Source organism: Hydrogenophaga sp. H7 (assembly GCF_002025745.1).
Lineage (GTDB): Bacteria > Pseudomonadota > Gammaproteobacteria > Burkholderiales > Burkholderiaceae_C > Hydrogenophaga > Hydrogenophaga pseudoflava.
In genome coordinates, this window is record NZ_MCIC01000014.1 from 200986 (window position 1) to 214603 (window position 13618).

Consider the following 13618-nt stretch of genomic DNA (forward strand, 5'->3'; position numbering starts at 1 on the left):
AAAACAAGGGAGTGAGGACATGAAGAATGTTTTGAGAAGCGCCAGCAGCCTTGCGCTGCTGCTGTCCCTGGCGGCCTGTGCCCCGTTGTCCCTGGATTTCCTGCGCCCACAGGCCCAGGGTCTCGACACCATGACCCAGAAGGTCGGGCACGAGGCGCCGGAGCTTGCGTTCAGCTTCGAGTTCGACGACAAGGCCGATGCCGCCGAGGGCGAGGTGGGGTCGGGCTACATCGTGGTGACGCAGGATGGCAAGGAACTGCAGGCGCTTCCGCACGCCTTCGAGATGCCGCGCGAGCGGCTGGACGCCAGCGGATGGCTGCAGTTCAAGGACTTCAATGGCGACGGGCTGCTGGACTTCAAGGTCACGCGCCTGTACGCCATGGACGGCAAGCTGCCGGTGGACAGCCTCTACCAGTTCGATCCGAAAACCGGGCGTTATGCGCAGATTGATCTGGTGTCCAACGCGGGAGAGATCCAGCCTTCGGCACCGAACTGCGTGTCGTTGAAGGTGGCCGGCGCCTCGGGGAGCCCGAAGGTGGAGAGCCACTGCTATGTGGCTGCCAGCGGGCGCTGGGTGCGCGGCACACCGGCGGCGGCGCGGCGCGGGGCAGCACCCGACCGGGTGGACGCGGTGTGCGACAGCGGGGCGCCCGAGCTGGTGGCCTGCCGCCGCGCGCGCATCGAGCAGGACAAGGCCCTGCTGACCCTCGTGCGCGACTACCGGGCGGGCCGCATGCAGTCGCTGCAGGCCGAGCACGGCAAGAGCTATGCGCAGTCCTATGCGCGCCACCAGGACCTGGACCACAGCCGGTGGCGCGAGTACCGCGATGCGCGTTGCGCGACGCAGTCCCGCGAGCAGGCGGTGCCCGTCAAGGCGCTGCCCGCCTCGGTCGAGCTGTGCCGGTACGAGTGGGCCCGCGACCAGCTGAGGCGCTACAAGGACCAGATGGCGCGCCTGGGCGAAGTCAAAGGTGCCAAGGTCCGGCAATGAGGCGTTTCCTCGGCTGGGGCGTGCTGGTGCTGCTGGTGTTGGCACTGGTGGCGGGAACCTATTTCAGCGGGTGGCTGATGGCCTGGCGCCTGGGCCTGCCGCTGGAGCGCATCGGCGCGTTCGACTACTGGCGCTACCTCGCCGCCTACGCCGATGCGCCCAAGCATGGCCCGGTCATCAAGAGCAGTGGCCTGGTGGGATTCGGCGTGCCCTTGCTGGCGCTGGCCGCGCTGGTGCTTGCCGTGTTGTTGCGCAGGAAGCCGAGCCTCTACGGCGAGGCCCGCTTCGCCACCATGGCCGACCTGCGGTCGCGCAAGATGCTCCGTGCCGAGGACACGGCGCTGGTGGTGGGTAAGAAGGACGGGCAGTTTGTCTACTTCAATGGCCAGCAGTTCGCCCTGCTGGCCGCGCCCACGCGCTCGGGCAAGGGGGTGGGCATCGTCATTCCCAACCTGCTGAGCTACCAGGGCTCGGTGGTGGTGCTGGACATCAAGCAGGAAAACTTCGAGCTCACCAGCGGCTTTCGGGCGCGCTACGGGCAGTCGGTCTATCTGTTCAACCCGTTCGCTGAAGACCGGCGCACGCACCGCTGGAACCCGCTGTCCTACGTCTCGCGCGATCCGGCGTTCCGCATCAGCGACGTGCAGAGCATCGCGGCCATGCTGTACCCGGTGTCGGACCTGCACAAGGACCCGTTCTGGGCCAACCAGGCGCAGAACGCCTTCGTGGCATTCGCGCTGTATGCCTACGAACAGGCGGCCTACCTGGCCGAGCAGTACGGGGTGTCTTTCGAGGAACCGACCATGGGCGGGCTCTACCGCCTGGCGTCGGGGCGCCCCGGCCAGGAGTTCAAGGCCTACCTGGCGGAGCTGGCGGCCTGGCCGCACCTGAGCCCCAGTGCGCGCACCGCCTTCGCCACACTACTGGGGCAGGCCAACGAGACCTTCGCCAGCATCATGGGCACCTTCAAGGAGCCGCTGAACCCCTGGCTGAACCCGGTGGTGGACGCCGCCACCAGCGGCAACGACTTCGACCTGCGCGACGTGCGCAAGAAGAAGATGAGCATCTACGTCGCCATCCAGCCCAACAAGCTGGCCGAGAGCCGGCTGATTCTCAATCTCTTCTTCAGCCAGCTGATCAACCAGAACACGCGAGAGCTGCCGCAGGCCAATCCCGAGCTCAAGCACCAGTGCCTGCTGCTGATGGACGAGTTCACCAGCATCGGCCGCGTCGACATCATTGCCAGTGCGGTCAGCTTCATGGCCGGCTACAACCTGCGCCTGATGCCCATCATCCAGAGCATGGCGCAGCTGGAGTCGACCTACGGCAAGGAGAACGCGCGCACCATCATGACCAACCACGCGCTGCGCATCATCTTCGCGCCGCGCGAGCAGCAGGACGCCAACGAGTACAGCGAGATGCTGGGCTACACCGGCGTGCGCAAGGACAGCGTGAGCCGCAGCCGCTCGCGCGAAAGCAGCTACACCCGCAGCGAGAGCGAGGAACGTCGGGCGCTGATGCTGCCGCAGGAGCTCAAGGCCATGGGTGACGACAAGCAGATCCTGCTGGTGGAGGGCATGGCGCATCCGGTGATGTCGGACAAGATCCGCTACTTCAAGGACACGGCGTTCAAGGAGCGGCTGCTGCCCAAGGTCGACGTGCCCCTGCTGGCCCTGGCCAGCGAACCGCCTGTGACGCCGGCTTCCGAACGACATGTGCCTCCGCCCGCGGTGGTGCCTATCGAGCTGCCGGAAGCGGTGCCCAGCGTCCAGGAGTCGCTGGCACGGCAGATGGATGCCGACCGCAGCAAGGTGGCGAGCCCACCGGCCGAGTACACCGGACTGGCAGGCATCGGCGGCGAGATTGATGCGATGCTTGCGCACCTGGAGCGCTGAGGCGCGGATTCAAAGGAGCCGATGTGGTGTGTTCATTCCTTGTCAAAAACTTGCGCCGGTGGGGGTGTGCCACCGGACTGGCGGTGGCCCTGGTCGGCTGTTCGGCGGGTGGGGCCGGTGTACCTGCTGCGCAAGCTGTCCCGGAGAGTGGTGTGCTGACGGCGCCCTTGAGGATCCCCATGCCGCTGGACAAGGCGGGCCACAAGATCGATGTGACTTTTGACGTGCCGCCGCCGCCGAAGGTGAGCCACTCGACGGGTTACTTTCTGGGGTTGAGGGTGTTGTTTGCGCCCTCAGACCCGGACAGAAAGATAGCGACGATTGACGCCCATCCGGTGGAAGTTCGTGTGACTTTGCATCGAATGCAGGATGGAAAAGAGGTTCCGGTGAAGATCTGGAATCGTGTGGATGTCGCCAAAGGCTATGAACCAAGCCGATTCGAGTCTTTCAGCCTTAGAGACGGTATCGCGATATCCCGCGGCTCCTTTTCTGAGCACTCTGGGGCGCCGCCGGGAACACCAGACGCCTCTACCTATGTGGTGGTGTTTGGCGGTCCCGGTGAGCAGGGGCCAGGCAGGTACCGGCTGAGACTGGAGACCTTGAAGGACATTCCCCAGCTCAAGGGATTCAAGGCGTTTTTGGCTTACGAAAGAGGACCTGATCGCTAGGAGCGCATATGGCAGGCCCATATCAGATCACCATATACACAGCACTGCCAAGCACTCCACTGGTGGACGAGCAGGGGCGACCCGACGGTACTTCGGCAGCTGGGCACATGTGGTACCAGGTGTCCGACGGCGATGCCAGAAACAGCTACGGCTTTGCGCCAAAAGAGCATGGCGCTTCAAGTGGTCCGGGACAGGGGTACCGCAGTGACACTCAGGCATACGGCGCCCCACGCTATTCGCGGACCACGGAGATCACTGCAGAACAATACGCAAAACTCAAACAGTTTGGCGAAGCTGCGGTCAATGGAGACTGGCGCTACTTCAAAGGCGAGTACAACGGCGCCACCAACAGCTGCGTCGACTTCACCTGGGGCGCCCTGAAACACGCCGGCTTTGAAATCCATCGGCCCGAGGTTTCGGCACACGACGGTACTGTGGTGACGCCCGAGTACCGAGGTCCCATCGAGTCTTACTTCGACGGAAGGCTCAAGCCCGGTCACAACAAGGCGGACATCCAGCAGATCGTGGCGCCGGTGCCAGACAGCCCGATGAATGCAGAGAGAACCAACCCGCCGCCCAAAGACCGCAGCCTGTTGCAGCATCTGCTGAGCGACAACCAGGTGGGCACGCCGCAGCAGCGCGAGACGGCCCAGCGTTTCAGGGAACAGCTCGGGGACCGCCTCGGCCAGCTTGGCATGAGCGATCAGCAAGTGAGCGCCTTGGCCGCAGCGGCTGCCAAGGAGCAAACACGCTTCGCAGGGCAGGGTGACGTGCAGTCGTTCCTGTTGAGCAAGGACTGCAGCAAGGTGGCGATGTGCCAGTCGTTCCCGCCCTTGCGGGAGATCGAAGTTGGATCGGCGCTGGCGCAAAGCGAACGCAGCCACTGGAGCGAGGCGGTGGCCATGGCACGCGAACGTTCTAAAGATCTGGCAATGGAGAGCGGCGTACCGTCCCAAGCCCACGCTGCACAACAGATGGATGCGCCCGTGCTCTCCCGCGGCTGAGCCACCGACCCGGCGCCTAAAATCGCGCGCATGACACGCAAATACTTCGGCACCGACGGCATTCGTGGCACCGTCGGTCAGGCTCCGATCACCCCCGACTTCGTCCTCAAGCTGGCCCACGCCGTGGGGCGCGTGCTCCGGCGCACAGAGGAACACCCGACTGTGCTGATCGGCAAGGACACCCGCATTTCCGGTTACATGCTCGAGTCGGCGCTGGAGTCCGGTTTCAACTCGGCGGGTGTCGATGTGGTGCTGCTGGGCCCGGTGCCCACGCCCGCGGTGGCCTACCTCACCCGGGCGCAGCGTGCGAGCCTGGGCGTGGTCATCTCCGCCAGCCACAACCCCTTCGGTGACAACGGCATCAAGTTCTTCAGCGCCCAGGGCAACAAGCTCTCGGACGACTGGGAGCTGGCAGTCGAAGCCGAGCTCGACAAGGACCCGGTCTGGGCCGATTCGCGCAATCTGGGCAAGGCGCGCCGCATGGACGATGCCGCCGGCCGCTACATCGAGTTCTGCAAGAGCACCTTTCCCAACGATCTGACGCTCAAGGGACTGAAGATCGTGGTGGACGCCGCCCACGGCGCGGCCTACCAGATCGCGCCCGCGGTGTTCCACGAGCTCGGTGCCGAGGTCGTGCGCATCGGCTGCGCGCCCGATGGCCTGAACATCAACCACGAGGTGGGCGCGACCCACCCGCAGGCGCTGGTGGCCGCTGTGCAGGCGACCGGCGCCGACTACGGTGTGGCGCTGGACGGCGACGCCGACCGTTTGCAGCTGGTGGACGCCAGTGGCCGCCTGTTCAACGGCGACGAGCTGCTCTACCTGATTGCCTCGGACCGCATCGCGCGCGACATCGACGTGCCCGGTGTGGTGGGCACGCTGATGACCAACATGGCCGTCGAGGTGGCGTTCCGGAAGAAGGGCGTCAAGTTCGTGCGCGCCCGGGTGGGCGACCGTTACGTGCTCGAAGAACTGGAGCACCACGGTTGGATCCTGGGCGGTGAGGGTTCGGGCCACCTGCTGGTGCTGGACAAACACACCACGGGCGATGGCCTGGTCTCGGCGCTGCAGGTGATGCAGGCCTGCGCCGGCAGCGGGCAGTCCATGGCGCAGCTGCTGGCCGATGTGACCCTGTTCCCGCAGACGCTGATCAATGTGCGGCTGCAGCCCGGCCAGGAAGACTGGAAAAACAATCCGGCGCTGGCCGCCGAGACCAAGGCGGTTGAGGCCGAATTGGGCGAGACGGGGCGCGTGCTGATCCGTGCCAGCGGCACCGAGCCGCTGCTGCGCGTGATGGTCGAGGCGCGCGACGCCGCACAGGCCCAGGCCTGCGCCGAGCGCCTGGTCGCCGCGGTGAAGGTGCTCTGATGGCGGCGGCGTTCTCAGTCCGGCAGGCCGACTACGGCCACCCGTCCGACGCGGCCGCTGTGGTGGCCCTGCTCGATGCCTACGCCAGCGACCCGGCGGGCGGCGGCGAGCCCTTGTCCGACTTCGTCAAGGCCAATCTGGCACGCGAGCTGGCTGCGCGTCCGCAGGCCTACAGCGTGCTCGCATTCGACGGTGAGCAGCCGGTGGGGCTGGTCAACTGCATCGAAGGGTTTTCGTCGTTCAAGTGCAAGCCGCTGGTGAACGTTCACGACGTGGCCGTGCTCGCCAGCCACCGGGGGCGCGGCATTGCCGAGGCCATGCTGGCCGAGGCCGAGCGCATCGCGGTGGAACGCGGCGCGGTGAAGATGACGCTGGAGGTGCTCTCGGGCAACGCGCCGGCGGTCAAGCTCTACCGGCGCATCGGTTACGAGGGCTATCAGCTGGACCCGGCGATGGGCACGGCGCAGTTCATGCAGAAGTGGCTGGGTGCCAGCTGAACACAAGCGTACGTGTGTGCGGCGCGCCGCAGGGCTTCGCGCACGGCAGGGATGGTTTTCAGGGGGAGTGAGCGATGATGAAAAGAAGATGGGTTTGCGGCTTGTTGTGCGTGCTGCCCAGTGCGGCGCTGTGGGCGCAGTCCTCGGTGTTCCGGTTTGACGGTGAGGACTACGCGCAGCAGTTTGTCGGCGCACCATCCAACGGTGACCGGCTGGTGGAATTTGTGCGCCCCACGGAGAGCTTGAACAACTGGACCCGGCTGGTCGGCCTTCGATACCAGCAGATGCCGTTTCTGGGCAATGACCCGGTGGCAGCGGCCCTGCGGCTTGAACAGGTGGTCATGAAGGCCAATCCTCAGGCTCGCACGAGTGTGATGAGCAACGAGGCGAAGACCGATGCCACCATCGACTTTCTCACCTGGACCGACGGGCAGGACATCATGGAGTTCAACGTCTTTCGCTACGTGAAGAGTCCGGACGGTCGCGGTCTGGTGTCGCTGCAGGTGGCGCAGCGCTTTCATTCGGGCCAGCCCCAGGTGGCAGAGAAGCTGCGGGCGACCCGGGCGTCGTGGGTCCGACAGGTCGTTCAATACGACATGGGGTCGGTCAGCAAGGTGGTGTTGGCGCCGCGCTAGGCCAGGCCAGCACCGGTTGCTTCAAGCGGGGGCGCAAGCGGCCTTTTCGCCTCAGTAGAGCAGGAACGGCCGACGGGCTTCCGTCCACGCCGCTTCATCGGGCGCGGCGACAGCTTCCAGATCGTCGGCCGTGGCGTTCATGTCGTCCACCCACTCGCGCAGCGCCGGTCCTCCGTTGATGAGGTCGATCGCCAGGCGGTCGCGCTCGTACTCGTACGGGAAATCGCGCCAGAGCGGGTAGTCGAAGGCCTGCTCGCGTACGGCTCTGAAGGCCAGGGCTTGCAGGCGCCAGGGCTTGAAGGCTGCGTGGTCGTAGTGCTGCGGGTCTTCAACGTGGATCTGCACGCCCGCGCAGAGCTTGCCCACGTGCTTGTGGAAGGTCGGCTCGAACCAGCAGGCGCGCAGCCGGCAGCCGGCCAGCCACTGCGGCGCGATGCGGCGCATGTCGGCCAGCAGGCGGGTGGTGTCGATGTCGGGCGCGCCGAAGAGCTCCAGCGGGCGCGTGGTGCCGCGGCCTTCGCTGAGCGAGGTGCCTTCGAGCATCACGGTGCCGGCGTAGGCGCGGGCCATCCAGAGGTTGGCGGCATTGGGGCTGGGGTTGACCCAGGTCCGCTGGTCATCGGCGCTCATGGGCCAGCCGTAGCCGGGACCCTCGTCGGGTCGCCAGCCGTCCATGGTGATGACGCGGTACTCCACGTCGAGCTTGAGCAGGTCGATGAACCAGTGACCCAGTTCGCCCATGGTCATGCCGTGGCGCATGGGCATGGGGCCGGCGCCCACGAAGCTCTCCCAGCCTTCGCGCAGCAGCGTGCCTTCCACCGGGCGGCCGGCGGGGTTGGGGCGGTCGAGCACCCAGACCGCCTTGCCATGCTGTGCGGCGGCTTCCAGCACGTAGCGCAGCGTGGTGATGAAGGTGTAGATGCGGCAGCCCAGGTCCTGCAGGTCTACCAGCAGCACGTCGAAGGTCTCCATCATCTCGTCGGTCGGGCGCCGCACCTCGCCGTACAGGCTGAACACCGGGATGCCCAGCCGCGGGTCGGTGAAGTCGGGCGACTCGACCATGTTGTCCTGCTTGTCGCCGCGCAGGCCGTGCTGTGGGCCGAAGGCGGCGCTGAGCTTCACATCGGGCAGGGCGGCCAGCGCGTCGAGCGAATGGGTGAGGTCGCGCGTGACCGAGGCCGGGTGGGCGAGCAGCGCGACACGGCGGCCGGCCAGCGGAGCGCGCAGGGCGGGGTCTTCGAGGAAACGTTCGAGGCCGAATTTCATGCGGACGGAGGGGCGGGTGGAAACGGGGGCAGGGCGGGGCGGAAGGTCCAACCGGCGCTGTGGTGGAAGTCGGGCCGGTCGGCGCGCGGGTGGTGCAGTGCCCAGTGGCTGATCTGGCCACCGAGGGTTTCGATGACCGCGGTCAGGCCGATGGCGGTTGGTCGTGCGGGCAGCAGCGCGCCGGGCAGCCAGGCCTGCAGCACCAGCGAATCGGCGGAGCGTTCGGTGGTGATCGTCGGCCCGCTGGGCGGTGGCGCGTCGCCGGGCACGCGCTGGCGCTCGGCGCTGAAGCGGTAGACCGCCCACTGCCCCGAGGGCGAGAGGTTGAATTCGTGGTAGCTCGGACCGTCGCCGTCCTGCACAAAGGCTTCCAGGCAGGTGTGGCGCCAGAGGCCGTCGGTGGCGCCCGCGGCGGGCGGAGGAAGGGCCAGCGCGTCGATATCGCCTTCCAGCCGGTAGCGCAGCAGCCAGCCCGGCCCGTCGTCGGACGCCACCAGGTCCAGGGAGGCCGAGACGCCCAGACCTGCGGGCCCTTGTTCGCCGGGGTGGACCTGCAAACGCAGTGGAGCTGCTTGCAGACCGCCGGATGGTGCGCTGGACATCAGGGCTTGTAGCACTGGCCGGCGGCGTCGACGTCCATGCGCAGCAGTTGCTTCTTGCCGTTGAACACGCCGCCCGCGCTGTAGGTCAGGCAGCCTTCGCCGCGGTAGTGGGTGACGATGCGCTGGCCGTCGGCGCCGAAGTAGAAGGGAATCCAGTTCTTGCCGGTGGTGTGGTTGTAGAGCTGATCGGGCTCGCCGATGAGCTTGTAGACCTGCTCCAGCTCCATGCCGATCTTCACCTTGGCGAAGCGGCTCTCGGGCGCGGGCGTGCCGCTGATTTCGCCGTCGAAACTGTTGTCGTAGGACCGCACGACCCGCACGTCGCTGCCGCTGCCAGCGGCATCCGCCTTGGGGGCAGGCTGGTCCAGCGAGATGCTGGAGCAGCCCATCAGCACGAGGGTCGCGGTGCCCAGGGTCAGGGCCAGTCGTGAAGAGGGCATGGGGGCTCCTTGGTGCGTGGTCGGTGCAGCATGGCGGAGCCCCGTGTGGGGACGACCGCGTCGCTGCGGTCGATTGTAGTGAGCGGGGTCAGTGCGACGGGGTGGCGCCGGCAGGTTCCAGGCCGCGCTGGCCGCGGTTGAGGAACGCCACCAGCGACAGCATCACCGGCACCTCCACCAGCACGCCGACCACCGTGGCCAGGGCCGCGCCCGAGTGCAGGCCGAAGAGGGAAATGGCCACAGCGACCGCCAGTTCGAAGAAGTTGGAGGTGCCGATCAGGCAGGCCGGCGCGGCGATGTCGTGCGGCAATTTCAGCCAGCGCGCACCCAGGTAACCGATGGCAAAGATGCCGTAGGTCTGTATCAGCAGCGGGATGGCGATCAGGCAGATCACCGCCGGCTGGGCGACGATGGTCTGGGCCTGGAAGCCGAACAGCAGCACCACGGTGGCGATCAGGCCAACCACCGACCAGGGCTTGAGCCGCTTCACGAAAGCGTTCACGGCCGCCTCGCCGCCGCGGGCCAGCCACCAGCGCCGCGTCAGCACGCCCGCCACCAGCGGCAGCACCACATACAGCACGGTGGACAGCAGAAGCGTCTGCCAGGGCACGGTGAGGTCGGTCACGCCGAGCAGGAAGGCGGCGATGGGGGCAAACGCAAAGACCATGATCAGGTCGTTCACCGACACCTGCACCAGGGTGTAGTTGGGGTCGCCTTTGGTGAGCTGGCTCCACACGAAGACCATGGCGGTGCAGGGCGCCACGCCCAGCAGGATCATGCCGGCGATGTACTCGCTGGCCGATTGCGGGTCGACCCAGTCTGCGAACACGACGCGGAAGAACAGCACGCCCAGCGCCGCCATGGTGAAGGGCTTGACCAGCCAGTTGATGACCACGGTGAGCAGCAGGCCCTGCGGTCGTTTGCCGACGTCGCGCACGGCCGCGAAGTCGATCTGGATCATCATCGGATAGATCATCACCCAGATGAGCACCGCCACGATCAGGTTGACGTGCGCGAACTCGACCGCGGCGATGGCGGCGAAGGTGGCAGGTGTGAGCAGGCCCAGGCCCACGCCGGCCAGGATGCCCAGGCCGACCCAGACGGTGAGGTAGCGTTCAAAGAGTCCCATCGCGTCAGCCCTTCTGTGCCAGGTCGCGCGCGGCCTGCTGCAGGCGCAACCGGTCCACGCCGCTGGCCGGCAGGTTGATCAGCAGCTCCAGCCGGCGGCGGATCGCCAGCAGGGTCTGCTTGAAGGTGTCCAGGCGTTCTTCCTCGGAGCCGGTCACGTTGGACGGATCGGGGTAGCCCCAGTGCGCGGTGGCCGGTTGGCCGGGCCAGAAGGGACAGACCTCACCCGCCGCGTTGTCGCAGACGGTGATGACGAGGTCCATGTGCGGCGCGTCGGGCAGGGCGAAGACGTCCCAGCTCTTGCTGGAGAGGCCTTCGGTGGCGATGCCCGCGTCCTGCAGCGCGCGCAGGGCCAGCGGGTTGGGCTGCTGGTTCTCGCGCGGGCTGCTGCCGGCGGAGAAGCCCCGGAAGCGCTGTTCGCCGCCGACGCGGCCCAGGTGGTTGAGCGCCGCTTCGGCCAGGATGGAGCGGGCGGAGTTGTGGGTGCAGAGGAAGAGGACGTTCATGGTGGAGAGTGCAGGAAAAGTCAGAGGGCGCGCGGCAGCACCACCACGGGTGAGAAGCCGCCGCCTTCGGTGCGGAAGTTGGTGGTCTGGCCGGCCCAGGTGCGGGCGGCCAGCAGCTGCACCTGGCCGCGGTAGGTGTAGGCGCGCAGGTCCAGTTTGAGCCGGGTGGTCTGGCCTTCCACCGACACCAGGCGTTCGCTGGGCGGCACGGTGGCCTGGGCCACGTAGTCGCCGGCCAGGATCTCGCTCCACACGCGCCGGGTGAGCTTGTCGCCGCGGTAGGCGGCGCGGGCGCCGAAGCCGGCCGCGGGTTTGAAGAACAGCCCGCGCCGCTGCGCCCAGAGCGCCTCGGCGTGGTCGGCGGTGACGCGCTGCGTGGAGGGCACCACGCGGCGCAGCAGGGCACGGTCCGCTTCGTTCACGCCCCAGCGTTCGAGCAGCGCGGCGTCGGACAGGGTGACCAGGTTGCGCTTGTCGGCGTACAGCGCGTGGGTGCGCGGGTGGGGCGTGACCACCGCAGCGCCCGCCAGGTAGGCCTGCCGCAGCGCCTTGTGTCCGCTGTCCTGCAGGTAGAAGTCGGTCAGCCGGTTGTAGACCAGGTCCACCGGCGTGCCGGCGGGCAGGGCGGGGTGCCAGAGCGCGCCATCGCGCCATTGCAGTTCGCGCGGGTCGGCCACCACAGCGGTCAGGCCGTGCGCAGCGAACAGCGCGCGCGCCATCTGGAATTCGGGCGCCAGGTACTGGGCCTCGGGCGCGTCGTCCACGATCAGGATGTTGCGCAGCGGCGCATCGCCGCGCTGCGCCTGCCATTCGGCGCGGAACATGGCGACGAAGGCCTCGTCAAGGTGGCGCAGCCGGTCCCGCGGGTCGAACACCTGCTGGAACGATTCGCAGCAGGCCCGGTGCGCCCGCGCCAGGGCGGCGTTGAGCAGGGCACCGCCGGCGTTGCTGTTGATCTCGATCAGGCGCGGCCCGTCCTCGGCGAGGTGGAAGTCGTAGCCCATGAAGACCCCGGCAGGGCCGTGGTCCAGGCGGGCGATCGGTGGCGCGCGGTCCAGCGCCTGCTGTTGCCAGGCGGGCAGGGCGATCACGCGCTCCAGCGTGGCCACCGCGTCGGTGATCTGGTCCATCACCCCGGCATCGAGGAACACCGCCGAGCGCGAGAACAGGTGCGGGTGGCTTTCGGCCAGCTGGGCGGTGAGGCCGGCCAGCGCGGGTTCGGTCTCCAGCTGCTCGCGCAGGCGCGGCGTCTCCAGCGTCTGGCAGGCGCAGCCGAGGTTGAGCGCGTCGGCCAGGTTCATGCCGGGTCTCCGCAGTCGGTGCAGGCCGGGGGCACGACCTCGCACGCTTGCCCGCCGCAGCAGTGCTCGGTCAGGTAGCCGAGCAGGGCGTTCATGCGGTCGAAATGGGCGCGGTAGATCAGATGTCGACCCTGCGGCTCGGCGCTCACCAGGTCGGCATGCACCAGTTCCTTGAGGTGGAAGGACAGCGAGCTGGGCGCGACGTCCAGGCGCTCGGCGATGGCGCCCGGTGTCATGCCGGCCGGGCCGGCCACCACCAGTTCGCGGAAGGCGCGCAGGCGCACCACCTGGGAGAGGGCGGTGAGGGCGCTCAGGGCCTGCTGTTCGGCGGGTGTGATTGTTTCCATATTTCAATGATAGTTGAAACATTGGGGTGAAAACACGCCGCTGGTCGCGGCGTGGTGTCTCCATTCAGTAGATGGCAGGAACCATCATGTCCACCGGCACCGCCTGGCGTTTGTAGTCCTCGTGCCGCTCGCGCTGCGGCAGCACGATGGCCGGGCGCTCGATCTCGTGGTACGGCATCTGGCCCAGCAGGTGGTGGATGCAGTTCAGGCGCGCCTTCTTCTTGTCGTCCGCCTGCACCACCCACCAGGGCGATTCGGGGATGTGCGTGCGCTCCAGCATCACCTCCTTGGCCTTGGTGTAGAGCTCCCAGCGGCGGCGCGACTCGAGGTCCATCGGGCTGAGCTTCCACTGCTTGAGCGGGTCGTGGATGCGGCCCATGAAGCGCAGGTGTTGCTCCTCGTCGGAGATCGAGAACCAGTACTTGATGAGCTGGATGCCGTTGCGCACCAGCATCTTCTCGAACTCGGGCACGTCCCGGAAGAAGGCCTCGTACTGCTCGTCACTGCAGAAGCCCATGACCTTCTCGACGCCGGCGCGGTTGTACCAGCTGCGGTCCAGCAGCACGATCTCGCCGCCCGCGGGCAGGTGCGTCACGTAGCGCTGGAAGTACCACTGCGTGCGTTCGCGGTCGTTGGGCGCCGGCAGCGCGACCACGCGGCAGACCCGCGGGTTCAGCCGCTGGGTGATACGCTTGATCACGCCGCCCTTGCCGGCGGCGTCGCGGCCCTCGAAGATGATCACGACCCGGTGCCCGGTCGCGACCACCCAGTCCTGCAGCTTGACCAGCTCACCCTGCAGCCGGAACAGCTCGCGGAAGTAGCTGATGCGGCTGGAGGCGCTGGCGCCGGGGCGCCGTGCATCCTCACCCAGCCGATCCTCCATCTCAAGCTCGAACTCCTCGTCCATCGAGTCGAGCAGGTCCTCGCGCAGCTGCGCGATCTGCTGATCGGGGTGCACGGTGGTGTCCAT

At 67.3% G+C, this 13618-nt stretch carries 15 protein-coding genes; 7 read left to right on the forward strand and 8 right to left on the reverse strand.

The features are described from left to right. Window positions 1-19: 19 nt before the first annotated feature. From BC358_RS10035 to BC358_RS10065, 7 genes are all read left to right on the forward strand, one after another. The gene (locus BC358_RS10035; protein ID WP_143434258.1) at window positions 20-991 is read left to right on the forward strand and encodes a hypothetical protein; all 972 of its coding nucleotides are present in this window, start codon (window positions 20-22) and stop codon (window positions 989-991) included. Beyond that, a complete protein-coding gene (locus BC358_RS10040) occupies window positions 988-2886 on the forward strand; it encodes a type IV secretory system conjugative DNA transfer family protein (protein ID WP_079365708.1) in 1899 nt (632 codons plus the stop codon). Before BC358_RS10035 ends, BC358_RS10040 begins: the two co-directional genes overlap by 4 nt. 179 nt (window positions 2887-3065) lie before the next feature. Further along, a complete protein-coding gene (locus tag BC358_RS10045; protein ID WP_143434259.1) occupies window positions 3066-3554 on the forward strand; it encodes a hypothetical protein in 489 nt (162 codons plus the stop codon). 107 nt (window positions 3555-3661) lie between these two features. Further along, on the forward strand, window positions 3662-4558 hold the full coding sequence (locus BC358_RS10050; protein ID WP_143434260.1) for a hypothetical protein: 897 nt from the start codon (window positions 3662-3664) through the stop codon (window positions 4556-4558). A 30-nt stretch (window positions 4559-4588) separates the two neighbouring features. Continuing rightward, window positions 4589-5926 carry a phosphoglucosamine mutase gene (glmM, locus tag BC358_RS10055; RefSeq protein WP_079365711.1) on the forward strand — a complete coding sequence of 446 codons (1338 nt, stop codon included), beginning with the start codon at window positions 4589-4591 and terminating at the stop codon, window positions 5924-5926. Further along, window positions 5926-6423, forward strand: coding sequence for an N-acetyltransferase (locus BC358_RS10060; protein WP_066151341.1), 498 nt, complete (start codon window positions 5926-5928; stop codon window positions 6421-6423). Before glmM ends, BC358_RS10060 begins: the two co-directional genes overlap by 1 nt. 74 nt (window positions 6424-6497) lie before the next feature. After that, window positions 6498-7058 (forward strand): hypothetical protein, encoded by a 561-nt coding sequence (locus tag BC358_RS10065; RefSeq protein WP_127807008.1) that lies wholly within the window; start codon window positions 6498-6500, stop codon window positions 7056-7058. A 51-nt stretch (window positions 7059-7109) separates the two neighbouring features. On the opposite strand, the gene BC358_RS10070 is transcribed toward BC358_RS10065, so the two are convergent. The 8 genes from BC358_RS10070 to ppk2 form a co-directional block, all read right to left on the reverse strand. Beyond that, window positions 7110-8324 (reverse strand): exo-beta-N-acetylmuramidase NamZ domain-containing protein, encoded by a 1215-nt coding sequence (locus tag BC358_RS10070; protein ID WP_079365713.1) that lies wholly within the window; start codon window positions 8322-8324, stop codon window positions 7110-7112. Continuing rightward, complete coding sequence (locus BC358_RS10075; RefSeq protein ID WP_143434261.1) at window positions 8321-8926, reverse strand: DOMON-like domain-containing protein; 606 nt, start codon at window positions 8924-8926, stop codon at window positions 8321-8323. The genes BC358_RS10070 and BC358_RS10075 overlap by 4 nt, the downstream gene beginning before the upstream one ends. Then, the gene (locus BC358_RS10080) at window positions 8926-9366 is read right to left on the reverse strand and encodes a hypothetical protein (RefSeq protein WP_066151335.1); all 441 of its coding nucleotides are present in this window, start codon (window positions 9364-9366) and stop codon (window positions 8926-8928) included. The genes BC358_RS10075 and BC358_RS10080 overlap by 1 nt, the downstream gene beginning before the upstream one ends. Before the next feature lie 88 nt (window positions 9367-9454). Next, entirely contained in the window at window positions 9455-10495 is a 1041-nt protein-coding gene (gene arsB / locus BC358_RS10085) for an ACR3 family arsenite efflux transporter (protein ID WP_079365715.1), read from the reverse strand. 4 nt (window positions 10496-10499) lie between these two features. Continuing rightward, the gene (locus BC358_RS10090) at window positions 10500-11000 is read right to left on the reverse strand and encodes an arsenate reductase ArsC (RefSeq protein ID WP_079365716.1); all 501 of its coding nucleotides are present in this window, start codon (window positions 10998-11000) and stop codon (window positions 10500-10502) included. Window positions 11001-11020: 20 nt separating this feature from the next. After that, window positions 11021-12301, reverse strand: a complete 1281-nt coding sequence (locus BC358_RS10095) for a hypothetical protein (protein ID WP_079365717.1) — start codon at window positions 12299-12301, stop codon at window positions 11021-11023. Beyond that, window positions 12298-12648 (reverse strand): helix-turn-helix transcriptional regulator, encoded by a 351-nt coding sequence (locus BC358_RS10100; protein WP_079365718.1) that lies wholly within the window; start codon window positions 12646-12648, stop codon window positions 12298-12300. The genes BC358_RS10095 and BC358_RS10100 overlap by 4 nt, the downstream gene beginning before the upstream one ends. 64 nt (window positions 12649-12712) lie before the next feature. Then, window positions 12713-13618, reverse strand: coding sequence for a polyphosphate kinase 2 (ppk2, locus tag BC358_RS10105; protein ID WP_079365719.1), 906 nt, complete (start codon window positions 13616-13618; stop codon window positions 12713-12715).

Bases quoted from the DNA above. Each gene is read 5' to 3' on its own strand.
- BC358_RS10090 (WP_079365716.1), bottom strand. From the start codon at position 11,000: ATGAACGTCCTCTTCCTCTGCACCCACAACTCCGCCCGCTCCATCCTG.
- BC358_RS10035 (WP_143434258.1), top strand. From the start codon at position 20: ATGAAGAATGTTTTGAGAAGCGCCAGCAGCCTTGCGCTGCTGCTGTCC.
- ppk2 (WP_079365719.1), bottom strand. From the start codon at position 13,618: ATGGACACCACCGTGCACCCCGATCAGCAGATCGCGCAGCTGCGCGAG.
- BC358_RS10070 (WP_079365713.1), bottom strand. From the start codon at position 8,324: ATGAAATTCGGCCTCGAACGTTTCCTCGAAGACCCCGCCCTGCGCGCT.
- BC358_RS10060 (WP_066151341.1), top strand. From the start codon at position 5,926: ATGGCGGCGGCGTTCTCAGTCCGGCAGGCCGACTACGGCCACCCGTCC.
- BC358_RS10100 (WP_079365718.1), bottom strand. From the start codon at position 12,648: ATGGAAACAATCACACCCGCCGAACAGCAGGCCCTGAGCGCCCTCACC.
- glmM (WP_079365711.1), top strand. From the start codon at position 4,589: ATGACACGCAAATACTTCGGCACCGACGGCATTCGTGGCACCGTCGGT.
- BC358_RS10045 (WP_143434259.1), top strand. From the start codon at position 3,066: ATGCCGCTGGACAAGGCGGGCCACAAGATCGATGTGACTTTTGACGTG.
- arsB (WP_079365715.1), bottom strand. From the start codon at position 10,495: ATGGGACTCTTTGAACGCTACCTCACCGTCTGGGTCGGCCTGGGCATC.
- BC358_RS10075 (WP_143434261.1), bottom strand. From the start codon at position 8,926: ATGTCCAGCGCACCATCCGGCGGTCTGCAAGCAGCTCCACTGCGTTTG.
- BC358_RS10095 (WP_079365717.1), bottom strand. From the start codon at position 12,301: ATGAACCTGGCCGACGCGCTCAACCTCGGCTGCGCCTGCCAGACGCTG.
- BC358_RS10065 (WP_127807008.1), top strand. From the start codon at position 6,498: ATGATGAAAAGAAGATGGGTTTGCGGCTTGTTGTGCGTGCTGCCCAGT.
- BC358_RS10050 (WP_143434260.1), top strand. From the start codon at position 3,662: ATGTGGTACCAGGTGTCCGACGGCGATGCCAGAAACAGCTACGGCTTT.
- BC358_RS10080 (WP_066151335.1), bottom strand. From the start codon at position 9,366: ATGCCCTCTTCACGACTGGCCCTGACCCTGGGCACCGCGACCCTCGTG.
- BC358_RS10040 (WP_079365708.1), top strand. From the start codon at position 988: ATGAGGCGTTTCCTCGGCTGGGGCGTGCTGGTGCTGCTGGTGTTGGCA.